The sequence below is a fragment of the Fuscovulum sp. genome, assembly GCA_035192965.1.
Classification (GTDB): domain Bacteria; phylum Pseudomonadota; class Alphaproteobacteria; order Rhodobacterales; family Rhodobacteraceae; genus Paragemmobacter.
Window position 1 is genome coordinate 3,388,419 of the sequence record CP136571.1, and the last position, 22,157, is coordinate 3,410,575.

Consider the following 22,157-nt stretch of genomic DNA (forward strand, 5'->3'; position numbering starts at 1 on the left):
CGAACGCTGGGCCTGGGTCAGCCCCAAAACTCGAAATCGCTTGCTGCCAGTTGGTTAACACCCGTTAGGGTAACTACGAGGTATGCGGCTGCGCCTCCGATACCGTCGGCATCCCAGAAAAGCCGATTGGTCGCACCATCAAAGTAAAACCAAGCCTCCCCGGCAGTCCCGGCGCTGGTTCCGTTCTGAAAACGCAACGGTTCCGTCGACCAGGCCGAAACCAACGTGTCAATGCCAGATCGAAAGTCGGTGATCACTGGCCCCCATGATCCTCCTCCAGCATCTCCCAATACGAATAGCCCATCAAAGACAAAGACATCGGCCCCCGTACCCCCGGTCAACTGATCGAATCCACGGCCGACCACCAGCGTGTCATTGCCCGCCCCACCGTTGATCGTGTCGTTGCCGTCATAGCCGCTTATCCGATTCGCCAAACGGTTTCCGGTGAGGTTATCCGCAAGAGAAGTACCGTTGAGGTTCTCTATGCTGACCAGCGTCTCCCGATTGCCGAACCCGTCATTCTGCACCTGATTTGTGGTCAGCGACAAATTCACGATAGCCCCGTTAAGCACATCAGGTGTCCAAAAGTCCGCCGTGTCCCGCCCTGCCCCCCCGTTGATGACATCCACACCAGCCCCACCGATAATCAGGTTGTCCCGCAGATTGCCGACAATCGTATCGCTGCGGTTTGTGCCAATGACATCTTCTATGTTCACCAGCCTGTCTGTATTGCCCCATCCATCCGTGGCGATGCCGGTGGTCAGGTTCACGTTCACCGCCGCATTTCCGCCCCAACGCGCATCCCAATCATAGCGGACTAGGTCGATGCCGCCCCCGCCGTTGATCGTGTCATTCCCTCGCAAGCCCCCGAACTGCTCCCCTGCATCCGATCCGGTAAAGCGGTCCGACATCCGCGATCCTTCCACCCGCTCGATCGACGACAGCGTGTCCGTCCCGCCCCAACTGTCCAGCGCCCGCCCCGTCGCAAGGTTCACATTCGCTCCGCGATAGGCCGAACCGTCCCAATGCGTCTGGCTCAGGGAATACATGTCGCTCCCGCCGCCGCCATTGATCGTGTCATTGCCCGCATCCGCCATGATGAAATCAGATCCACCCCCGGCATTGATCAGGTCATTTCCCGTATTGAATCCGTCAGCAAGGTCATCGTCACCGGCCGACCCGTTGATCGTGTCATTGCCGGCAAGAAAAAGAGAGAACAGGTCAAACCCATTGCCGGGGCGGTATTGGCCCCGATCTTCCCAACCGAACATAAAGTGGACCAGATCTGTCAAGGCAACCGACAGGCCGGAAATCGTCATCCACAATTGGCCATTGATCGACAGGGTCACTGTATCGACAATGCCGGATAGCGGCGCGCCCTGATCTCCCGTACTTGCGTCCACAAAGTAGGTGAAACCTGTGCCCGTCGCCACAATAGTGGACAGGCCCGCAGCTCCCGGCGCGGTCAATTCCATCCGCGTTGCCGAGGTGGTGACCAGGGGATCAAGGTTTGGATCCAGCGCGTCGAAAACGAACAAACCCGGCAAGAAGTAATCATTAAAATTTACAGCGTTTGTATAGGTCACAACAGCCATAACTGGCACCCCCTAAACTCATTACATTATCAACCAAAGCTTACTCATGCTCGTTGAGTCTGCCAAGCTTCCTCCCACGTCTCTTAACCGCTGCCTTGCATAAGCCCGATCAAGCCCCGCCCGCACAAAACGAAAGGGGCGGCCCAGTAGACCGCCCCAAACCCCGGATCATGCCGGCATCAGAACAGATCGAAATCCGCCGCTGTCAGGCTGTCCACACCGACCAGCGTCGCCACCAGCACCGCCGCCGCGCCGCCGATGCCATCGGCATCCCAGAACAACCGGTCTGTCGCCGTGTTGAAGAAGAACCAAGATTCCCCCGTTCCGCCCGCCGTTGTGCCGTTGCGGAACCGCACCGTGCCGTCCATCCCGGCAAAATCCTCAAAGGCAAAGGCCAGCGAGTCGATGCCCGATCTGAAATCGGTGATCCGGTCGCCAAAGGGGTTCGACCCATCCCAACTGTCAAAGACAAACACGTCGGACCCCGTACCGCCGGTCAGGGTATCCACGTCCGCCCCACCGTTCAGCGTATCATTGCCGCCACCGCCCGACAGCGTGTCGTTGGCCGCATCGCCATACAGGTCATTGGCGAACCCATTGCCGGTAAACGAATCGGCCAGCTGGGTGCCCCACAGGTTTTCGATGCTGACCAGCGTCTCGCGGTTGCCGAACCCGTCATTCTGCACCTGCTCGGTGGCAAAGGAGAGGTTGACGTTGGCCCCGTTGAACACCTCATCGTCCAAGAAATCGACGGTATCCCGCCCCGACCCACCGTTGATGGCATCCACCCCGTCAAAGCCGCGGAAGATGTTGTCCTGCGAATTGCCGACAATCGTATCACTGCGGGCAGAGCCCCAGACGTTTTCGATGTTCAACAGCCGGTCCGTATTGCCCCAGCCATCCGTGGCGGTCCCGGTGGTCAGGTTCACGTTCACCGCTCCGGTCCCGCCCCAGCGCGCGTCCCGGTCATAGCGGACCGTATCCGCACCGCCGCCGCCATTGATCGTGTCATTGCCGCGCAGACCGGCGAACTCTTCCTCCGCATCCGATCCGGTAAAGCGGTCCGACATCCGCGATCCTTCCAACCGCTCGATCGAAGACAGCGTGTCCGTCCCGCCCCAACTGTCCAGCGCCCGCCCTGTCGCAAGGTTCACATTCGCCCCGCGATAGGCCGCACCGTCCCAAAAGGTTTCGCTGAAAGAATAAACGTCCTCGTCCGCACCCCCAAAAATGGTGTCATTCCCGGCATCGGCCTTGATGAAGTCATACCCGGCCCCGGCATTGATCAGGTCATTGCCCGTGTTGCGCCCACCGATGATGTCATCGCCATTATCCGATCCGTTGATCGTGTCATCCCCGGCCAGGAACAGCGAAAACAGGTCAAACCCATTGCCGGGGCGATAGTCGCCCCTGTTGAACCAGCCGAACATGAAATGATCCAGATCGGTCAGTTCCACCGACAGGCCGGTGATCGTCATCCAAACTTGGCCATCGACCGACAGCGTCACCGTGTCGACGATGCCGGAAAGTGGGCCGCCCGGATCCCCAGTGATCGGATCGGTGAAATAGGTAAAGCCCGTCCCCGTCGCCGAAATCGTCACCGTGCCCGGCTCGCGGGGCATGGTGAGCACAACCTGCGTGGGTGAAGTAGAGATATCCGGGTCGAAAGCTGGATCCTGCGAGTCGAACTCGAAAAGCTCCGGAAGATAGTAGTCGTCCGAATTCGAAGCGTTGGTAAACGTAACAACAGGCATAACGGGTACTCCCAAACTCAATACACAACTGCCCCAAAAACTACCCCCGTCACCTGAGTCTGCCAAGCCATTTCCCGCGCCCCCTTCCCTTCCCCCCCGCCCCCGTGTAATGCCCCTCCCCTGACGCCCAAACCCCCGGAGCCCCTGCAATGCAAGGCAGCGCGAACCTCAACCTGATGATCAAAGCCGCCCGCAAGGCCGGCCGCTCGTTGGTCAAGGACTTCCGCGAAGTGGAAAACCTTCAGGTCTCCACCAAGGGCCCCGGCGATTTCGTCAGCCGCGCCGACCGCGAGGCAGAGCGCATCATCAAGGAAGAGTTGATGGGCGCGCGGCCGACCTATGGCTGGCTGGGCGAAGAAACCGGCCGCACCGATGGCGCCGATCCAACCCGCCGCTGGCTTGTCGATCCGTTGGACGGCACCACCAATTTCCTGCACGGGATGCCGCATTGGGCTGTCTCCATCGCGCTGGAACACAAGGGCGACATCGTCTCTGCCGTCGTCTATGACGCCGCCAAGGATGAGCTGTTCTGGGCCGAAAAGGGCGCAGGCGCCTGGATGAACGACCGCCGCATGCGCGTGTCTGGCCGGCGTGAAATGCATGACGCCGTCTTCGCCACCGGGGTGCCGTTCGGGGCCAAAAACACGCTCCCTGCCATGTTGCAGGATCTTGCGCGCCTGATGCCGGCCTGTGCCGGCGTGCGCCGCTGGGGCTCGGCCGCGCTCGATCTCGCCTATGTCGCTGCCGGCCGGTATGACGGCTATTGGGAACGCGAGTTGAAGGCTTGGGACATCGCCGCCGGGATCCTGCTGGTGCGCGAAGCGGGCGGTTTCGTCTCGGCCATCCGCGACGGCGACGATCCGCTGGAAAAAGGCGCCGTCATCTGCGCCAACGAACCCCTGTTCGAACCCTTCCGCAAGATCATCCGCGGCGCCTGAACCCTATCGCCACGGGCCCGGTTTCGCCCCCGGCCCGCCGCGCCGGACGCGCGGCACGCCTGTGCGCACCACACGGTAGGTCGCCTCCGGATGCGGCGGCGAGCCCTGCGTGCGGCTCCAGAACTGCGGCCCGCCCCGCCGCAGCCACAAAGGCAGGCACAGCACCAGCCCCGCCACGAACCCGCCCGCATGCGCCCAATAGGCCACGCCCCCCACATCGGCGGGCGTCATCGCGCCATTGACCACCTGAAACCCGAACCACAGCCCCAGCATGATCCATGCCGGGATCGGAACCACCCGAAAAAACACGATGAAGATGAACAGCACATCCACCTTGGCTCGGGGAAACAGCAGCAGATAGCCCCCCATCACCCCGGCAATCGCGCCCGATGCCCCCACCATTGGGATCATCGACGCCGGCTCTGCCGCGAATTGCAGGCCCGCTGCCGCCAGCCCTGACATGAGGTAGAACCCCAAGAACCGGACATGCCCCATCTCATCTTCCAGATTGTCCCCGAAGATGTACAAAAACAGCATATTGCCCAGCAGATGCATCCAGCCCCCGTGCAGGAACATCGAGGTGACAAAGGTCTCATACCCCTCACCAAAGCCGATGCGCGCCGGCACCAGCCCCCATTGCATGAAGAACCGCCCCACTTGCGCCTCGCCCGACAGGGCAAGCCAATAGGCCAGAAACACCCCCACATTCACCGCAATCAGCGCGAGCGTGACAAAGGGCGTCCGCCCCGACGGGTTATGGTCGCGAATTGGAAACATGCGCCTCAGGCTGGCCCGGCGGCCCATTCCGCGTCAAGCCTCTCCAATCACAAAGATCACGCCACCACATGACCCGCCCAACCGGAACCAAACGCCAGGGTGAAGGCTTTCGCACCGGGGCTTTCTTCTCTGTCCAAATATCCTCGGGGGTGAATTGGCGCAAAGCGCCAAGAGGGGGCAGAAGGCCCCCTTCCTTCAGAAATTCTTCACCGAAGAATTTCCCAACCCCGAAAATTCTTCGAAGACGAATTTTCCCTCACCTCCAGCCCGAAAATTCTTTGCCGAAGAATTTTCGGTCCCCTCACACCTCCGCCACTTCCATCAGCAGCTGCGCATTGCCGCCCGATGCCGTGGTGTCGATGCAAACATGCCGTTCCAACCGCGCATGGCCCGCATCCGGCGCGCCCCCGATCAGCGGCAGGATTGCCCCCGCTCGCCCTGCCAGCGCCCATGCATAGGCACGGCCTGCCTCAGCTGTTCCCCACCAGATCGCGCCGGAAATCCCGTCCAGCCGCGCCAAGGCAGCCGCCTCCAGCGACGGCGCTTCCACCGCCATGCCGCCCAGCGCCCGGATCGCCGCCGCCTGCGCCGCCGCCGCACCCGCCGTCGGGCCAAGGCAGACCACCGCCCCCCGCGCCACCGTCGTCAGCCGGTTGGATTCCCCCGTCGGCCCCGGCAGGTCAACACTCACCGGTCCCGCTGCCGCAGGCACAGCCCGCAACGCCGCGACAATTTCACTTTCCGCAGCCACCCGATCCTCCCCGGTGACCATCGGCACCTCGTCCCGGGTGAAGCGATGCACGTAATCCGGCCCGCCCGCCTTTGGCCCCGTACCCGACAGGCCTTCGCCGCCAAAGGGCTGGCTGCCCACCACCGCGCCAATCTGGTTGCGGTTCACATAGGTGTTGCCCACACGCAGCCGCTCCACGATCCGCTGCACCCGATCGTCGATCCGCGTGTGCAGGCCAAATGTCAGCCCGTATCCCGTCGCGTTCACCGCATCCACCACCGCGTCGATCTGATCGGCGCGGAACGTCGCCACATGCAGCACCGGCCCGAAAATCTCCTGCCCCATCGCCGCGATCCCGGACACGCGGATCACCGCCGGGCCCACAAAGGTTCCTCCCTCCGGCGCGGCCATCTCCTTGATCACCCGCCCCTCGGCCCGCGCCTTGGCGATATGGTCGCGGATCATTCCCGCCGCCTCTGCGTCGATCACAGGCCCCACATCGGTCGCCAGGTTCCATGGATCGCCCAGCGCCAGTTCATCCATCGCGCCTTCCAGCATCTCCAGTACTGGAACGGCCACATCCTCCTGCACATACAGACAGCGCAGCGCCGAACAGCGCTGCCCCGCTGATTGGAAGCTGGAGGCGAGGATATCCCGCACCGCCTGTTCCGGCAGGGCTGTCGAATCCACCAGCATCGCATTCAATCCGCCGGTTTCCGCAATCAGCGGCGCGGTCGGGTCCAGATGATCGGCCATCGCGCGGCGGATCGCCTGCGCCGTCTCGGTCGATCCGGTAAAGCACACGCCCCCCACACGCGGATCAGAGGTCAGCATCCGCCCGACCACCGGCCCCTCACCGGGCAGCAATTGCAGTACCGTGACCGGCACCCCCGCCCGATGCATCAACCCCACCGCGAGCGCGGCAATCAAGGGCGTCTGTTCCGCAGGCTTGGCCAGCACCGCATTGCCCGACGCCAGCGCCGCCGCAATCTGTCCCGTGAAAATCGCCAAGGGGAAATTCCAGGGCGAGATGCAGGTGAACACCCCCCGCGCCGGGGCCGTCAAACCCGCCACACCATCGGCGTAGTAGCGCAGGAAATCCACCGCCTCGCGCAGTTCTGACACCGCATCGCCCAGCGTCTTGCCCGCCTCCCGCGCCAGCAGCGCAAAGATCGGCCCGACCTCGGCCTCAAACAGGTCTGCCACCCGCCGCAGCACTTCCGCCCGCTCTGCCGGACCGGCCGCCCAGGGCTCCGCCAGCCGCAGCGCCGTTTCCACATCCGGCGCGCCCGCCTGCACCACATGCCCCACCAGCGCCCCACTCGCCGGATTGCGCACCTCAACCCGCAAGCCCCCGACAGGCCGCCCCGCCGTCATCGGCCCCGCTTCGAACAACCGCGTCGCATGGGCCGCGCGCGCCGCCTCGATGGCGGCCAGATCGACCGCATCCGTCAGATCAAACCCCCGCGCATTCACCCGGCTGCCAAAGAGCCGCGGCCCGGTTTTCAGCGCCGGGCTGGCGACCTGCGCCATGCCTTCCATCGCCGTCAACGGGCAGGCCGCCACCACAGCAGGCGGCACCTCCTCATTCACGATCTGGTTCACGAAAGACGAATTCGCCCCGTTCTCCAACAACCGCCGCACCAGATAGGCCAGCAAGTCGCGATGCGCGCCCACCGGCGCATAGATCCGGCAATTCGTGCCACGATCCGTCAGCACCAGATCATGCAGCCGCTCGCCCATCCCATGCAGGCGTTGAAATTCATAGGCCCGCTTGTCGCCCGCCATTTCCAGAATGGCCGCCACCGTATGCGCGTTGTGCGTGGCGAACTGCGGATAGATGCGGTCCGTCATCCCCAACAGCTTCTTCGCATTGGCGATATAGCTTACATCCGTCGCCTGCTTGCGCGTGAACACCGGAAAGCTTTCCAGCCCCAGCACCTGCGCCCGCTTCACCTCGGCATCCCAATAGGCGCCCTTCACCAGCCGCACCATGATCTTGCGGTCCAGCCGGTCCGCCAGCGCGTAAAGCCAGTCGATCACCGCCCCAGCACGGCGGCCATAGGCCTGCACCACCACGCCAAAGCCGTCCCATCCCGCCAGCGACGGATCCGACAGCACCGCCTCGATCACCTCCAGCGACAGCGCCAGTCGGTCCGCTTCCTCAGCGTCGATGTTGAACCCCAGCCCTGCCGCCTTGGCCAAACCCGCCAAAGCCCGCACCCGCGGCACCAGTTCCGCCATAACCCGCGCGCGCTTGGCCACCTCATAGCGCGGATGCAGCGCCGACAGCTTCACCGAAATCCCCGGATTGGCGCGAATATCCGCGCCCTTGGCCGCCGCCGCAATCGCCGTGATGGCCTTGGAATAGCTCAGATGATAGCGCCGCGCGTCGCCTTCGGTCCGCGCTGCCTCGCCCAGCATGTCATAGCTATAGGTGTATCCCTTCGCCTCCAGCTCGGTCGCCCGCTTCATCGCGGCCTCGATCGTTTCGCCCAGAACGAACTGCCGCCCCATCTCCTTCATCGCCTGCGCCACTGCGCGGCGGATCACCGGCTCGCCCAGCCGCTTCACGGCAGCGCGCAGATGGCCCACCACCCCCGGCTCGCGATCCTCCAGCACTTTCCCGGTCAGCATCAGCGCCCATGTCGACGCATTCACAAGCGACGACGCCGACTTCCCCAGATGCCGCCCCCAATCGCTTGGCGCGATCTTGTCCTCGATCAGCGCATCCATCGTTTCGGCATCCGGCACGCGCAAAAGCGCCTCGGCCAGACACATCAGCGCGACGCCCTCCTCGGTGGACAGGCCGTATTCGGCCAGAAACACCTCCATCAACCCGGGCTTCACGCTGCCCCGGATGCGCGCCACCAGATCGCCCCCCGCCGCCGTGATCCGCGCCCGCGCTTCGGCATCCAATCCCGCCTCGGCAATCAGCCGCGCCACCAGCGCGCCTTCATCGGCCAAACTGCCGCCTTCGATCACGGACCACGGGGTGTCAAAGCTGTCACGGGGCATGGGCAAATTCCTCCATTTGGCCCATAATACCCCAAGTTTCCCGGTCCATTCTCCCGAAGATGGCTATTCCACCACCCGATCCGCCTGCAATATGGGGTTTCTACATGCCGATCGACCGCATCCCCCTTGATCGTTTCGACGAAGCGATCCTCCGCATCCTCTCCATCGACGGTCGCCTCAGCGCAACCGAGCTTGCCCGCCGCATCGGCCTGTCGAAATCGCCCACCCAGGCCCGACTCAAACGGCTTGAGGAAACCGGCGTCATCACCGGCTACCGCGCCCTGCTGGACCCGATCCGCATGGGCCAGGCCCATGTCGCCTTTGTCGAGGTGAAACTGTCCGACACCCGTGAAGCCGCGCTTCAGGCCTTCAACAAGGCTGTGCTCGCGGTGCCAGAGGTGGAACAATGCCACATGATCGCCTCGCGCTTCGACTATCTGCTCAAGGTCCGCACAGGCGATATTCAGGAATACCGCCGCGTGCTGGCAGAACGGATCAGCGCCCTGCCCCATGTCGCCTCCACCTCCACCTATGTGGCCATGGAGGCGATCAAGGAATTCACCTGAAAGCGTGTTGTCCCCGCACCCCCACACGCGCCATCCCGTTCCGGCTGCCCGCCGCCGCAATCGCCCGGTCCAGAATCTGCGCTGGCCGCGCCAGCTGGAACAGCGAATTGCTCTCGACCGGACCCACCCTGATCCGCGGCAGGGGAAGCCGCTCACTGACATAGATCGGATTGAACTCCTCCATCTTGGCGTTCATCTCGAATTCCAGATCGGCCGGGTTCCATTCCGATGACCCCGTCATGATCCCCACGAAATTCCCGCTGCCAGCATAGGAAATCAGCAGGCTCTCGGTCTTCAGGCAATCCTCGATCACCGAGCCCACATCGCTCAGCATGTTGCGAAACGCCAGGCGCGAGGCGATCCGAAATGTCGCAAGCGCATTTTCAACGCAGATCGCCACGGCCGACACTGAAAACAGCCCCTTCAACCCCAGCGTCATCAGATAGTTCTGCAGGGCGTGGAACTCGGTCCCCCGGTCAAACTCCGGCACATGGATGGGCGTGTCGAAATCAAACTCCAGCGGCACCGACTCCGGCATCAGGCTGACCTGATGTTCCAGCAGGGCCAGCCGCCGGCGTTCCCCTACCAACTGCTGCACCGCCCCCAGCCGCGCCTGCAATTCCAGCGTGTCGATGGGCTTGGTGATGTAATCCGACGCCCCGAGTTGAAACGCCCGGTCGATGTTGCGCCGATCAGCCAGCGAGGTGATCATGACGATGGGCGTCTGCCGATAGGCCGCCATCCCCCTTATCCGCCCGCACAGCTCCACCCCGGTCATCCCCGGCATCTCGATATCCAGCAAGATGCAGTCAAACGCATCGGTCCGCTGCTCCAGCAGCTTCAGCGCGGCAAGGGGCGCGCCCACAAGCTGAAGGTCATCAAATCCGATCGTCCGCAGTTTGTGGTCAAGAATCTCCAGAAACACGCCGTCATCATCCACCGCGAGTATCTTCATCTTTGTTCTGCCTGTTCTTTTTTCCAGCGTCAGCGCGTTACCGCAATACGGGTTTTAACAGTCACTAACGCAACCTTAGCGCGTTTAGTTCCAAAATGAAAATTCAAATCCTCAGCCGAGGCAGCGCAGGCCACACATTTATTTTGCGATCATTGACAAAAAACACATCGCCGCCGGAACAGGCGCCACAGAAAAATCTCATTTCGGAATTTTTCAGGCCCGGCGCATCACAGCAACCTGCCCGTCCCTGGTGCCCGCGGCCGGACTCGAACCGGCACGGCCTTTCGGCCTAGAGATTTTAAGTCTCCTGTGTCTACCATTCCACCACGCGGGCGCGTCGGGCGTCCTGCCTGCCTAGCAACTCGCCGCGTCAAGGAAAAGCCCGCGCCCGCCACCCGGCTTGGCCCCCAGCGCCAAAATCGACTATCCTGCCCGGAAAGGTCAAAGCCCACGAAACACAGACCAGAATACCAAGGACCGAGCAGAGAAAGCAGGCGTCCCATGTCCCACCATCCCGCCCTCACCCTCGCGATCTTTCTTTCTACAGTTCCGTGCGCCGCCTCGGCGCAGGACATGGCCGATCTTCTCCCCCTTACCGCCCGCGGCAATGAACCCTTCTGGTCCCTTATCGTCACTTCTGACGGCAGCAGCTACACCGATATGGAAGGCGTCACTCTCGACGCTCCCTTCACCGCCCCCACTGCCATAGAGGGCAGCCTGATTTTCGCTACCGCTGCAGGCCCCCTGCGCGTGACAGACTCACTCTGCCACGACAGCATGTCCGGGATGCCCTACCCTTTCTCGGTCACCCTCACCCGCAATGGCGCCGATCTGCCGGGTTGTGCAGGCGATCCCGCGCGTCTGCTTGACGGTGAATGGACCTTGATCACGCTTGCAGGCACCGCCCTGCCCAAAGGCGCCGATGTCACCCTCTCCTTCGACGCAGGCCGCATCTCCGGCCTTGCCGCCTGCAACCGCTATTCCGGCAGTTACACCCTCACTGGCGAAGGCCTCACCTTCGGCCCCATGGCAGGCACCCGCATGGCTTGCCCCCCGCCCCTGATGGATACCGAATCCGCCGTCTTCGCTGCCTTCGCCCGTGTCACCCAATTCGACATCGCCGCCGACGGCGCCCTCCTCCTCAAGACCGACGAGGCCACCCCCCTCTTCACCGCCACCCGCTGATCCTGTCGCCGCAGCGCGGCAATTGACACGGCGCGCAGCCCGGTTCCATATGACGCCCGAGAGTTTGCGGGGAGCCAGCCATATGAAGAAAATCTATCCCAGCGCCGATGCCGCGCTGGACGGTGTCCTGTTCGACGACATGCTGATCGCCTCTGGCGGCTTTGGCCTGTGCGGCATCCCCGAACTGCTGATCGCTGCCATCCGTAAGGCCGGAACCAAGAGCCTGACCGTCGCCTCCAACAATGCGGGCGTTGACGGCTTCGGTCTGGGCGTCCTGTTGGAAAGCCGTCAGGTCAAGAAGATGATCTCCTCTTATGTCGGCGAAAACGCCGAATTCATGCGCCAATACCTGAGCGGGGAACTGGAACTTGAATTCAACCCGCAAGGAACCCTCGCCGAACGCATGCGCGCTGGCGGCGCAGGCATCGGCGGCTTCTACACCCGCACCGGCGTGGGCACTGTCATCGCCGAAGGCAAGGATGTGAAGCAGTTCAACGGTCAGGATTACATTCTGGAAACCGGCATCGTGGCCGACCTCTCCATCGTCAAGGCGTGGAAGGCCGATCCCTCGGGCAACCTCGTCTTCCGCAAGACCGCCCGCAACTTCAACCCGCCCGCCGCCACCTGCGGCAAAATCTGCGTGGTAGAGGTAGAGGAGATCATCCCCCTCGGCAGCCTCGACCCTGACTCCATCCACCTGCCCGGCATCTATGTCCACCGCATCGTCCAAGGGCAGCACGAAAAGCGCATCGAACAGCGCACCGTCCGTAAGAAGGAGTCTGTCTGATGCCGTGGGACCGCAACCAGATGGCCGCCCGCGCGGCGCAGGAACTGCAGGACGGCTGGTACGTCAACCTCGGCATCGGCATCCCGACGCTGGTGTCGAACTACATCCCCGCGGGGGTGGAGGTGACGCTGCAATCCGAAAATGGCATGCTCGGCATGGGCCCCTTCCCTTATGAGGGTGAGGAAGACGCCGACCTCATCAACGCAGGCAAGCAGACCATCACCGAACTGCCGCAGACCGCCTTCTTCGATTCCGCCCAGTCCTTCGCCATGATCCGCGGCGGCAAGATTGCCATGGCCATCCTCGGCGCGATGGAAGTGGCCGAAAACGGCGATCTGGCCAACTGGATGATCCCCGGCAAACTGGTCAAGGGGATGGGCGGCGCGATGGACCTTGTGGCGGGCGTGGGCCGCGTGGTCGTGGTCATGGACCACACGTCCAAGCATGGTGAATCCAAAGTGCTGAAAGCCTGCACCCTGCCCCTCACCGGCAAGGGCGTGGTCAACCGCATCATCACCAACCTCGGTGTGCTCGACGTCGTCCCCGGCGGGCTGAAGATCGTCGAACTGGCCGATGGCGTAGCCGACGCCGAAATCCGCGCCGCGACCGAGGCGACGCTGGTCAATTGATCTAACCGCGCCTCCGGCCCAAGCCTGAGGCGCGGCCCTCTCCCAGCCTATGCGAAAAATTTTCCCGAAAATTTTTCGCCCCCCCGCCAGACCGAAAAATCTTCAGTGAAGATTTTTCTCTGCCGTCGGCAAAATTTTCCCATAGAAAATTTTGCCTCGCCCAAGGAGGCCACATGACCCACGACATCACCCGCGAACACGGCACGACAAAAGGCCGCTACGTCATCCGCCTGAACGGGGAAGAGGCGGAACTGACCTACTCCATCACCACCCCAACCCTGATCATTGCCGATCACACCGCCGTGCCAGACAGCTTTCGCGGCACCGGCGCGGGCCTCGCCCTTGTGACGCGGCTTGTTGAAGATGCGCGCAGGGACGGCGTCCGCATCATGCCGCTCTGCCCCTTCGTGAACGCCCAGCGCAAGAAGCATCCCGAATGGACGGATGTCTTCGCCGTCTGATCCTGTTGGTCAGTTGCTGGCCGAGATGATCCGGAACACGCAGGGATCGCTCACCACCTCGGGCGGCGTCATGCACAGCCCCTGCGCCACTGTCCAGGCCGCCAGCACCTTCGGCACATAATCCCGCGTCTCGGCATAGGGCGGCACCCCACGGTTGGCCTTCACCGCCCCCTCACCCGCATTATAGGCCGCAATCACCATGATCGGGTCGCGGTCGAAATGCCGCATCAGCCAATCCAGATAGGCCACGCCGCCTTTGATGTTCTCCACCGGGTCCATGGCATCGGTCACACCGAACCGTTCTGCCGTGGCCGGGATCAACTGCATCAACCCCTGCGCCCCGGCATGGCTGACCGCATCCGCACGCCCTGCACTTTCCGCCGCCATCACTGCCAGCGCCAGCGCGGGCGATACTTCCGTTCCCACCGTGGCCTTCAGCAATTCCACCCCGAACTTGTCGGCCAGCTCCTGCATGTCCTGCAACCGTGGCGCCGCCACGGCCTTGCCCCCCGGCCCCTGCGTCAGCGCTGCCAGCGCCAGCGGGAACCGCCCCGACAGATCATCGATACCTGCAGGCACCGCATCCCAGAACCACGCATAGGCCGCTTCGGGTGTAGGCACCGGCCCCAGCGGCGGTTTGGCGGCCTCGGTCCCGCCGTCGATCGGGGGCAGGTCCGGCACCTGATGCGGGGCACTGGTCTTGGGCAGCGCCGCCAAAAGCCGCGCCTGTTCCACCGGGTCAATCTGCACCAACCCCTGCGCCCGCGACTGCCGTTCGCCCACCTTCACCCGCTTGAATGTAAAATCCCGCGTCGGATCCAGCCCCTCGCCCGATACGGCAATGGGATTCGCTGACGCCATCAGCGCGATGATGAATGCTGCCCGGAATCGCATCTCTGTCGGATGCCTTTCCTGTCTGTGCCTGTCGTCTGCCTGTTGCGCCACTATGCATCAGAACGGTCTTCAAGGCCACTCCTTCCCGCCGGATCATGGCGTTTCCGCCCACCCTTCGCCCAAAGAGTTAATATCTTAATGATTTTAAACAATTTTTTCCATTCTTCTCAAGGTTCTGGAAAAATTTTCAGAAAATGCAGCGCCATTGCAAAAGCCCTGACAAATCCCAACTGCTGCCACCCTTGGGGGGCCATATAGACCCATACCGAACGGCAGACGGACGGTCAGAGAGATCGACGCAAGCCGGTTCGGTTGGAACCAAGACCTGTAACAGTAACCAGTATAAGGACTAAGACCATGAAACTCCTGAACATCCTGAACCGTTTCAAGAAAGACGAATCCGGCGCCGTGACGGTTGACTGGGTCGTGCTGACCGGCGCCGTTGTGGGCCTGGGCATCATCATCGCTCAGACGATGGGCACCTCGATCACCACCGCTGCTGGCGGCGTCAGCGGTGACATCGTCCGCGAAGCCAGCAAGAACTGACGCGCGGAAAGGAGCCGTGCGGCGCCGGCCCCCCGGTCGGCCCGCACGTCCCCAGCCAAAGACCTGCGGAGCGTGCCGCCAAATGGCGTGCCGCTCCCGGTCCCGGCAGCAGGGCAAACGGCTCGCAATGCGGCGCGATTTTGGCAAAACCACCGAAATCATAGACTTAAGGATGGGCCAAGCCATCCGAGGTCTGTGTCGCAAAGAATTTTCTCTTTGGATTTCAGGGATTTGGGCGAAAAGGCAGCGGACGGGTTAACTTTTATAAAATTGCCCATTCGCCACCCAACTGCCGCCACGATTCAGGGGCCATATGCACTCATACCGAACGGAAGACGGCACGGAACGAAAAGGACCGACAGACACCGGCGCGGTTGTGAGCAAGACCTGAAACATGAACCTGAACCAAGGGAATAAGACTATGAAAATGCTGAAACTCTTCAAGTCCTTCAAGAACGACGAATCCGGTGCTGTGACCGTTGACTGGGTCGTGCTGACCGGCGCCGTTGTGGGCCTGGGCATCATCATTGCTCAGACGATGGGCACCTCGATCACCACCGCCGCTGGCAACGTCAGCGCCGACGTTATCTCGAACTCGAACAACCCCTGATTTCTACTCGATAGAAACAGAGGTGCGGCCAGGCCAAAAGCCTGGCCGCAACCACAAAAGCCGAAAGTAACTAATGACCGCCTTGCCAGGCGAAGGGATCGCCGGGCCACAGTAACAGCGACAGTAACCGCGACAGTAACCGCGAACGGGAGTTCGGCCATGACCGGCACTAATGCATACCGCTTCTCCTTCAAAGGCTTTCTCGCCGAAGAAGATGGCGCCGTGACAGCAGATTGGGTCGTCCTTGCGGCCGCCGTTTGCTTGTTGTCCGTCCCCGTTCTCGTGTCGATCAAGAGCGCGACCCAGACCGCGACCACCGAAGTGGCGGCAGACATGATCGCCAACAGCGACCAATGAATTTCGCCCGCAGGCCTGGCTGGGCCCCGGGCATCCACCAAACCCGCCCGCAGTGGCGCGGAACACATCGAGGCAAAAGACAATGCGTATGATCTTCGGATTGGTCCTGCTCGTCGGCGTGGCGCTGGCGGGCTTTGCTGTTTACATGGCACAGGGCTACATCAACCAGACCGCCTCCGCGCTCGACCGGGAACGCGCCTTCCGCAACCAGGTGGGCGAGCTTGTCGAAGTCTATGTCGTGTCCAAGCCGCTCAAATACGGCGATCCTCTGCTGCTGGAAGATGTGAAGAAAATCTACTGGCAGAAGAACGCCCTTCCCGAAGGCACCTTCAGCGATGAGGCCATCCTCTTCCCCCCGAATGAGGAACGGCCCCGCTATGTGCTGCGCCCGATGGAAACCCACGAACCCATCCTCGCCGTCAAGGTCACCGAACCGGGCCAACCGGCCGGCCTGACCGGCGCGCTTGAAGATGGCAAACGCGCCTTCGCGATCAGCGTCGACGCCTCCTCCGGCGTGTCCGGCTTCGTCTATCCCGGCAACTTCGTCGATGTGTACTGGACCGGCAGCGACGGCATCCGCGAAATCACCCGTCTGATCGAATCCAGCGTCAACGTCATCGCCATCGACCAGACCGCCGCCGGCGCCACGACAGGCGGCGCCGTGGTGGCCCAGACGGTCACCGTGCAGGCCACCCAGGAACAGGTCGCCCGCCTTGCACAGGCGCAGGCCACCGGCAAGCTTGCGCTCTCGCTGGTGGGCAGCGACAGCACCGCCATCACCGGCAAGATCGAGGTCGACAGCGCCTCCCTCCTCGGCATCGTGGAGCAGGAAGCGATCGAGGTGGAGGCCGAGAAAGTCTGCACCATCCGCAACCGCAAGGGCGGCGAGGTCGTGGAAATCCCGATCCCCTGCACGAACTGATCGCCTCACGGCGAGTGGTCTTTCAGGGGCGCAACCACCGGATATGGTGGCTGCGCCCTTCTTCTTCCGCCATGCCTTGCGCCGGATTAACATCTGTTGCCAGTTATCCACATAAGGAACGGCGTCTAAGGCAATGATTCTTGCAAATAAACTTCACCTCGGGCATGTTGGGCAACGGAGCGGGCAACCAAGACCCGCCCAAAGAGGTGTGATCGAAAGGGCAGGTCACCGATGCAGATGCGACAGCTGATGGCAGCGGGTGCGATGGGTTTGGCCCTCGCAACCTTTGCCACGATGCCGGCAAGGGCCGAAGTGCTGAGGGTCGTCAAGGGGACGGCCGCTCAGGCATTGGAAGTGCCGATGAACCGCGCCGTGGTTCTGGAAAGCGACGTTCCCTTCGCGGAACTGTCGATCGCCAATCCCGGCATTGCCGATATCTCCACCCTGTCGGACCGGTCGATCTATGTGCTGGGCAAGACGCCCGGCCGCACCACACTGACGCTCTTCACGTCCGAAGGTGAGCTGATCACCAACGTCGAGGTGCAGGTCACCACTGACATTGCGGAATTCAAGGAACGCCTGAACCAGATCCTGCCCGGCGAAAAGATCGAGGTTCGCACCGCAAATGATGGCATCGTGCTCTCGGGCACCGTGTCCTCCACCCAGAAACTCGCCCGCGCGCTGGATCTGGCCGAACGCTACGCCGCAGGCCGCGTGTCGAACCTGATGTCCGTAGGCGGCACCCAGCAGGTCATGCTCAAGGTCCGCTTCGCCGAAATGCAGCGGTCTGTGTCGAAGAACCTTTCCTCCTCCCTTGCACTTGGCGGCACGAACGGGGCTGTCGAAACCGGCACCTGGACAAACAGCGCAAACAGTCTTGGCAACCCGGCCGTCACGCTGCGTGAAAACGTCGTCGGCGCGGGCCTGCTGGGCTTCACCACAGGTTCGCTCCAGATCGGCATCCTGCTCGAAGCGCTGGAATCCAAAGGCGTTGTCCGCACCCTGGCCGAACCGAACCTGACGGCTCTGTCCGGTCAGCAGGCCAAGTTCCTTGCCGGCGGCGAATATCCGGTCCCTGTGTCGGATGATGGCACCATCACCGTCGAATACAAACCCTTCGGCGTTGAAATGGAATTCACCCCCACTGTCGTGGACGGTGATCTCATCAACCTCCAGATCAACGCCTCCGTCTCCTCCATCGACGGCAGCATCACCCAGGAAAGCGACGGCATCCAGTTGGCTGCCTTCAAACGCCGCGAAACATCGACCACCGTCGAAATGCGCGATGGGGAAAGCTTTGCCATCGCGGGCCTGTTGCAGGACGATTTCCGCGACATCAACAGTCAGGTGCCGTGGCTGGGCGATATCCCGATCCTCGGCACCCTGTTCCGCTCGGCCGAATATCAGCAGGCGCAGTCCGAACTCGTCATCATCGTCACCCCGCACCTCGTATCCCCCACGCGGGGCGAGGCGCTGGCCCTGCCCACGGACCGGGTCCGCCTGCCCACGGAACGCGAATTGTTCCTGTTCGGCGAGGTCGGCAAGGCCGCCACCACCGGTGCTGCGGGCGAAGTCGCCCGGCAGGATTTCACCGGCTCCTACGGCTATGTGATGGAATAAAGGGATGGCCATGAAAATCGCAGCCTTCGCCCTTGCAACCACCGCACTGCTGTCGCTTTCCGGATGCGCCAACAAGGTCATTGGCTCAGATGTCGATGAAGGCGGTTTCGGCAACTCCACCATGAACAACTTCATGGTGGCCACCGGCCAGATCGACCCAGTTCAGGCACTGGGCGAACGCTTCGCCCGCGAAGTGCCCAACACCATCACCTTCCCGTTCAACAGCGCGCAGCTCACACCTGAAGCACGCGGCGTGCTGGACCGTCAGGCGAACTTCATCCGCCAATTCCCCGAAGTCCGCTTCCGCGTCTACGGCCATACCGATCTGGTGGGTTCCGGCGGCTATAACCGTGCGCTGGGTCAACGCCGCGCCGAAGCGGTCGTCGCCTATTTCGCCTCGCGCGGCCTGTCGCGCTCGCGGCTCGAGGCGCTGGTCTCCTTCGGCGAAACCCGCCCCGTCATCTCAACCCCCGGCCCGGAAGAGGCGAACCGCCGCACCGTGACCGAAGTTTCGGGTTTCGTGAAACGCCACCCCAACATCCTCGACGGCAAATATGCCGAAGTGATCTACCGTTCCTACATCGAAAGCGCGATGCCGACCACCGTGGCAGCCGAACCGGCGGCTGGCGCGGCACCTGGCGGCGCCCCGGCGCCCTGATCACCGCTACCGCACGTCATACCGGGCGGGGGATGCACTCCCCCGCCCGCGTCGTTTCCAACAGACCGCACGAAAATGCCCCCGGCCACGCACCGGATCGCGACACTCCCCCGCATTGCCCGGTTAAAGTCGCCAGATTTCAAACAATCACGCCTTTCTAGCCCAAGAATCGCCACCATTCCCCCCCAGCTTCCACACTGACTGGGAACAATCTCACGGCAAGGGTGCCGTGCGGGGTTGACCGGTGGTCCTGCACGCCTGCCCGCTTCCGGGCCGGGCACCCGCAGCCCATCGCCACCCCCGGCCAAGAGGGACAAAAGGCGATGAGCACTGCTGCCAACATGATGCCGGATCCAGCACCGATTCTGGCCTGCACCATCTCGCGGGATATCCAGAACTTCGATCTGCTGATCGACGACATGGAACTGGAGCTTGGCGAAAGCTGGGGTGATCTCACCTTTGAAGATGCCCGCGATTTCCTGATTCAGCCTGATGCCGAAAGCCTGGAATTCGTTGCAATCGCCGTGAATGCCGAAGACGAAGGCGATCTGTCCCGCATCACCGAAATCATCAAATCCGCCACGGAACGCCACATCAAGGTGATCCTGATCGCCGATCAGATCAGCCCCGCCGGCCTGCATCAGCTGCTTCGCCTGGGCGCCGATGACTTTGTCCCCTACCCCCTTCCCGATGGCGCGTTGAAAGAGGCGATCGAACGCATCCGCAAACCCGCCCCGGTGCAGGCCACCATCCCGGCCGCGCCCAGCGCCTCGGTCACCCATCTGCACGCCGTCCCCGACGCCGCCCCGCAAACCCCTGCTTTCAAGGCCAAGGGCGACCGTGACGGCGTGGTCCTGCCCGTGCATGGCCTGTCCGGCGGTTCCGGTGCCTCGACCTTTGCAGTCAACCTCGCATGGGAACTGGCGACAATCGACAAGACCAACCCGCCCCGCGTCTGCCTGCTGGATTTCGATTTCCAGTACGGTTCCGTGGCCACCTATCTCGACCTGCCGCGCAAGGAATCGGTGTTCGAACTGCTCTCCGACACCGCCGCCGCCGACAGCGACGCGTTTCTTGAGGCGATGCTGACCTATAACGAAAAGCTGCACGTCCTGACGGCACCCGCCGACATGCTGCCGCTTGATATCGTGGCACCCGAAGACATCGCCCGCATCATCGACATGGCGCAGACGAATTTCGATTTCGTCATCATCGACATGCCGAAAACCATCGTCGCCTGGACGGAAACCGTCCTGTCCCGCGCGCATGTCTACTTCGCCACCATGGACCTTGATCTCCGCTCTGCCCAGAACGTCCTGCGGCTTGTCCGCGCGCTCAAGGCCGAAACGCTGCCGCATGAAAAACTCCGCTACGTCCTGAACCGTGCGCCAAAGTTCACCGATCTCTCTGCCAAGAGCCGGGTAAAGCGCATGTCCGAAAGCCTCGACATCCGGCTCGAAGTGCAGATCCCGGATGGCGGCGCACAGGTGACACAGGCCAATGACCACGGTCATCCCCTGTCTGCCAGCGCGCCCAAAAACCCGGTCCGCAAGGAAATTCAAAAGCTTGCCAAATCCTTGTTCGACCTGAACCGCGCCGTCGAAACCGCGCGCAAGTAACCGCAACACGATCAGACTGCCTTGGCCTGGGGGGCCTATCTGATGTTTTCACGCTTCAAGAAACCTGACGGAACCGACATCAAGCCCGCCCTGCGCCCGGTGACGCAGGCCACGCCCGGCGCTGCCACGCCGCAACCTGCCGCCAACCCCGCCGCGCAGCCCAAGTCTGTGGCCGCAGCACCCAAACCGGTGCTGGGCGGGCGTCCCACGACCGTCCCCGCCACGCCCGAGGCCGCCGCCGCCGACAAAGAGAAAAAGCGCAAAGAGCGCTTGATGGAGCTCAAGGTCGAGCTGCACAAGAAGCTCCTCGAAAGCCTCAACCTCGGCGCACTCGAACACGCGACAGAGGCGAACCTCCGGTCAGAAATCGCTGACATCACCTCCGAAGCCCTGTCGGAAATGTCCGTCGCCCTGAACAAGGATGACCGCGCCACCCTCAATCAGGAACTCTATGACGAAGTCATGGGTCTTGGCCCGCTGGAACCCTTGCTGAAAGACGACAGCGTCTCCGATATCCTCGTCAACGGCCCGCAGCGCATCTTCATCGAACGCGGCGGCAAGCTGACGCTGACCGACATCACCTTCAAGGATGAGCGCCACCTCCTGCGCATCATCGACAAGATCGTGTCGGCCGTGGGCCGCCGTGTCGATGAATCCAACCCCTATTGCGACGCCCGCCTCGCCGATGGCTCGCGCTTCAACTGCATGGTCCCGCCGGTGGCCGTGGACGGCTCGCTCGTCTCCATCCGGAAGTTCAAGAAAGAAAAGCTGGGCGTGGGCGATCTCGTCCGCTTTGGTGCCTTCACCGAAGAAATGGCCGCCTATCTTCAGGCCGCCGTGTCCACCCGCCTCAATATCATCGTCTCGGGCGGCACAGGGTCGGGGAAAACCACCACGCTGAACGCGCTGTCGTCCTTCATCGACAACACCGAACGCGTGCTGACGATCGAAGACACCGCCGAACTCCAGCTTCAGCAGGTCCATGTGGGCCGCATGGAAAGCCGCCCCGCCAACGTCGAAGGCAAGGGCGCCGTCACCCAGCGCGACTGCCTGCGCAACGCGCTGCGGATGCGCCCTGACCGCATCATCGTGGGCGAAACCCGCGGCGAGGAAGTCATCGACATGCTTCAGGCCATGAATACCGGCCATGACGGATCGATGACCACGATCCACGCCAACAACGCCCGCGACGGCATCTCGCGTTTGGAAAACATGGTCGCCATGGCCGGCATCGAAATGCCGCTCAAGGCCGTCCGCTCGCAGATCGCCTCCGCCGTCAACCTGATCGTGCAGGCCTCCCGCCTGCAAGACGGCTCGCGCCGCATGGTGTCGATCACCGAAATCACCGGGATGGAAGGCGACGTCATCTCGATGCAGGAAATCTTCCGCTACGAACGCCTTGGCGTCGAACCCTCGGGCAAGATCATCGGTCGCTTCAACGCGACCGGCGTGCGCTCGCACTATTCCGACCGCTTCCGCCAGTGGGGCTATGACCTCCCGGCGTCCATCTATGAACCCATCATCTGATCAGGTCCG

20 protein-coding genes and 1 tRNA gene are annotated in these 22,157 nt (G+C 62.6%); 14 read left to right on the forward strand and 7 right to left on the reverse strand.

The genetic code is table 11. The annotated features are described in order from the left end of the window. Positions 1-17: 17 nt before the first annotated feature. Together RSE12_16490 and RSE12_16495 are read right to left on the reverse strand one after the other, a co-directional pair. Positions 18-1,595: a calcium-binding protein gene (locus RSE12_16490; protein WRH61950.1), complete on the reverse strand. Its 1,578-nt coding sequence runs from the start codon at positions 1,593-1,595 to the stop codon at positions 18-20. Between the two features lie 179 nt (positions 1,596-1,774). After that, positions 1,775-3,349: a calcium-binding protein gene (locus tag RSE12_16495; protein WRH61951.1), complete on the reverse strand. Its 1,575-nt coding sequence runs from the start codon at positions 3,347-3,349 to the stop codon at positions 1,775-1,777. Positions 3,350-3,498: 149 nt separating this feature from the next. Here RSE12_16495 and RSE12_16500 point away from each other — a divergent pair, with 149 nt between their 5' ends. Next, positions 3,499-4,287 (forward strand): inositol monophosphatase family protein, encoded by a 789-nt coding sequence (locus RSE12_16500; protein ID WRH61952.1) that lies wholly within the window; start codon positions 3,499-3,501, stop codon positions 4,285-4,287. A gap of 3 nt (positions 4,288-4,290) precedes the next feature. Here RSE12_16500 and RSE12_16505 read toward each other — a convergent pair whose 3' ends face one another. Then, positions 4,291-5,064, reverse strand: a complete 774-nt coding sequence (locus tag RSE12_16505) for a rhomboid family intramembrane serine protease (protein ID WRH61953.1) — start codon at positions 5,062-5,064, stop codon at positions 4,291-4,293. Positions 5,065-5,365: 301 nt separating this feature from the next. After that, the gene (gene putA / locus RSE12_16510) at positions 5,366-8,812 is read right to left on the reverse strand and encodes a bifunctional proline dehydrogenase/L-glutamate gamma-semialdehyde dehydrogenase PutA (protein WRH61954.1); all 3,447 of its coding nucleotides are present in this window, start codon (positions 8,810-8,812) and stop codon (positions 5,366-5,368) included. Positions 8,813-8,916: 104 nt separating this feature from the next. Between putA and RSE12_16515 the strand changes: the two genes are divergently transcribed. Next, entirely contained in the window at positions 8,917-9,378 is a 462-nt protein-coding gene (locus RSE12_16515; GenBank protein ID WRH61955.1) for an Lrp/AsnC ligand binding domain-containing protein, read from the forward strand. Here RSE12_16515 and RSE12_16520 read toward each other — a convergent pair. Next, positions 9,371-10,333, reverse strand: a complete 963-nt coding sequence (locus RSE12_16520; protein ID WRH61956.1) for a response regulator — start codon at positions 10,331-10,333, stop codon at positions 9,371-9,373. The genes RSE12_16515 and RSE12_16520 overlap by 8 nt on opposite strands. A 248-nt stretch (positions 10,334-10,581) precedes the next feature. Continuing rightward, positions 10,582-10,667, reverse strand: a tRNA-Leu gene (locus RSE12_16525). 239 nt (positions 10,668-10,906) lie between these two features. Here RSE12_16525 and RSE12_16530 point away from each other — a divergent pair. The 4 genes from RSE12_16530 (at position 10,907) to RSE12_16545 (ending at position 13,395) form a co-directional block, all read left to right on the forward strand. After that, complete coding sequence (locus RSE12_16530; protein WRH61957.1) at positions 10,907-11,518, forward strand: META domain-containing protein; 612 nt, start codon at positions 10,907-10,909, stop codon at positions 11,516-11,518. A gap of 82 nt (positions 11,519-11,600) precedes the next feature. Beyond that, the gene (locus RSE12_16535; GenBank protein ID WRH61958.1) at positions 11,601-12,305 is read left to right on the forward strand and encodes a CoA transferase subunit A; all 705 of its coding nucleotides are present in this window, start codon (positions 11,601-11,603) and stop codon (positions 12,303-12,305) included. Then, on the forward strand, positions 12,305-12,934 hold the full coding sequence (locus RSE12_16540; protein WRH61959.1) for a 3-oxoacid CoA-transferase subunit B: 630 nt from the start codon (positions 12,305-12,307) through the stop codon (positions 12,932-12,934). Before RSE12_16535 ends, RSE12_16540 begins: the two co-directional genes overlap by 1 nt. Positions 12,935-13,107: 173 nt before the next feature. After that, the gene (locus RSE12_16545; protein ID WRH61960.1) at positions 13,108-13,395 is read left to right on the forward strand and encodes a GNAT family N-acetyltransferase; all 288 of its coding nucleotides are present in this window, start codon (positions 13,108-13,110) and stop codon (positions 13,393-13,395) included. A gap of 9 nt (positions 13,396-13,404) precedes the next feature. Here RSE12_16545 and RSE12_16550 read toward each other — a convergent pair whose 3' ends face one another. Next, on the reverse strand, positions 13,405-14,256 hold the full coding sequence (locus RSE12_16550) for a lytic transglycosylase domain-containing protein (GenBank protein WRH61961.1): 852 nt from the start codon (positions 14,254-14,256) through the stop codon (positions 13,405-13,407). A 390-nt stretch (positions 14,257-14,646) separates the two neighbouring features. On the opposite strand from RSE12_16550, the gene RSE12_16555 reads away from it, so the two are divergent. From RSE12_16555 to RSE12_16590, 8 genes are all read left to right on the forward strand, one after another. Continuing rightward, positions 14,647-14,835 (forward strand): hypothetical protein, encoded by a 189-nt coding sequence (locus RSE12_16555; protein ID WRH61962.1) that lies wholly within the window; start codon positions 14,647-14,649, stop codon positions 14,833-14,835. 421 nt (positions 14,836-15,256) lie between these two features. Further along, positions 15,257-15,445, forward strand: a complete 189-nt coding sequence (locus RSE12_16560) for a hypothetical protein (GenBank protein ID WRH61963.1) — start codon at positions 15,257-15,259, stop codon at positions 15,443-15,445. Positions 15,446-15,604: 159 nt separating this feature from the next. Next, positions 15,605-15,802, forward strand: a complete 198-nt coding sequence (locus tag RSE12_16565) for a pilus assembly protein (GenBank protein WRH61964.1) — start codon at positions 15,605-15,607, stop codon at positions 15,800-15,802. A gap of 82 nt (positions 15,803-15,884) precedes the next feature. Continuing rightward, complete coding sequence (cpaB, locus tag RSE12_16570; GenBank protein WRH61965.1) at positions 15,885-16,724, forward strand: Flp pilus assembly protein CpaB; 840 nt, start codon at positions 15,885-15,887, stop codon at positions 16,722-16,724. Between the two features lie 231 nt (positions 16,725-16,955). Continuing rightward, entirely contained in the window at positions 16,956-18,344 is a 1,389-nt protein-coding gene (locus RSE12_16575; protein WRH61966.1) for a type II and III secretion system protein family protein, read from the forward strand. A gap of 10 nt (positions 18,345-18,354) precedes the next feature. Continuing rightward, a complete protein-coding gene (locus tag RSE12_16580) occupies positions 18,355-19,002 on the forward strand; it encodes an OmpA family protein (GenBank protein WRH61967.1) in 648 nt (215 codons plus the stop codon). Between the two features lie 323 nt (positions 19,003-19,325). Beyond that, the gene (locus RSE12_16585; protein WRH61968.1) at positions 19,326-20,621 is read left to right on the forward strand and encodes an AAA family ATPase; all 1,296 of its coding nucleotides are present in this window, start codon (positions 19,326-19,328) and stop codon (positions 20,619-20,621) included. Between the two features lie 42 nt (positions 20,622-20,663). After that, positions 20,664-22,148 (forward strand): ATPase, T2SS/T4P/T4SS family, encoded by a 1,485-nt coding sequence (locus RSE12_16590; protein WRH61969.1) that lies wholly within the window; start codon positions 20,664-20,666, stop codon positions 22,146-22,148. The last annotated feature ends 9 nt before the right edge of the window (positions 22,149-22,157 follow it).

Bases quoted from the DNA above. Each gene is read 5' to 3' on its own strand.
- cpaB (WRH61965.1), top strand. From the start codon at position 15,885: ATGCGTATGATCTTCGGATTGGTCCTGCTCGTCGGCGTGGCGCTGGCG.
- RSE12_16535 (WRH61958.1), top strand. From the start codon at position 11,601: ATGAAGAAAATCTATCCCAGCGCCGATGCCGCGCTGGACGGTGTCCTG.
- RSE12_16580 (WRH61967.1), top strand. From the start codon at position 18,355: ATGAAAATCGCAGCCTTCGCCCTTGCAACCACCGCACTGCTGTCGCTT.
- RSE12_16565 (WRH61964.1), top strand. From the start codon at position 15,605: ATGACCGGCACTAATGCATACCGCTTCTCCTTCAAAGGCTTTCTCGCC.
- RSE12_16550 (WRH61961.1), bottom strand. From the start codon at position 14,256: ATGGCGTCAGCGAATCCCATTGCCGTATCGGGCGAGGGGCTGGATCCG.
- RSE12_16520 (WRH61956.1), bottom strand. From the start codon at position 10,333: ATGAAGATACTCGCGGTGGATGATGACGGCGTGTTTCTGGAGATTCTT.
- RSE12_16585 (WRH61968.1), top strand. From the start codon at position 19,326: ATGAGCACTGCTGCCAACATGATGCCGGATCCAGCACCGATTCTGGCC.
- RSE12_16545 (WRH61960.1), top strand. From the start codon at position 13,108: ATGACCCACGACATCACCCGCGAACACGGCACGACAAAAGGCCGCTAC.
- RSE12_16495 (WRH61951.1), bottom strand. From the start codon at position 3,349: ATGCCTGTTGTTACGTTTACCAACGCTTCGAATTCGGACGACTACTAT.
- RSE12_16555 (WRH61962.1), top strand. From the start codon at position 14,647: ATGAAACTCCTGAACATCCTGAACCGTTTCAAGAAAGACGAATCCGGC.
- RSE12_16590 (WRH61969.1), top strand. From the start codon at position 20,664: ATGTTTTCACGCTTCAAGAAACCTGACGGAACCGACATCAAGCCCGCC.
- putA (WRH61954.1), bottom strand. From the start codon at position 8,812: ATGCCCCGTGACAGCTTTGACACCCCGTGGTCCGTGATCGAAGGCGGC.
- RSE12_16505 (WRH61953.1), bottom strand. From the start codon at position 5,064: ATGTTTCCAATTCGCGACCATAACCCGTCGGGGCGGACGCCCTTTGTC.
- RSE12_16530 (WRH61957.1), top strand. From the start codon at position 10,907: ATGGCCGATCTTCTCCCCCTTACCGCCCGCGGCAATGAACCCTTCTGG.
- RSE12_16490 (WRH61950.1), bottom strand. From the start codon at position 1,595: ATGGCTGTTGTGACCTATACAAACGCTGTAAATTTTAATGATTACTTC.
- RSE12_16500 (WRH61952.1), top strand. From the start codon at position 3,499: ATGCAAGGCAGCGCGAACCTCAACCTGATGATCAAAGCCGCCCGCAAG.
- RSE12_16515 (WRH61955.1), top strand. From the start codon at position 8,917: ATGCCGATCGACCGCATCCCCCTTGATCGTTTCGACGAAGCGATCCTC.
- RSE12_16560 (WRH61963.1), top strand. From the start codon at position 15,257: ATGAAAATGCTGAAACTCTTCAAGTCCTTCAAGAACGACGAATCCGGT.
- RSE12_16540 (WRH61959.1), top strand. From the start codon at position 12,305: ATGCCGTGGGACCGCAACCAGATGGCCGCCCGCGCGGCGCAGGAACTG.
- RSE12_16575 (WRH61966.1), top strand. From the start codon at position 16,956: ATGCAGATGCGACAGCTGATGGCAGCGGGTGCGATGGGTTTGGCCCTC.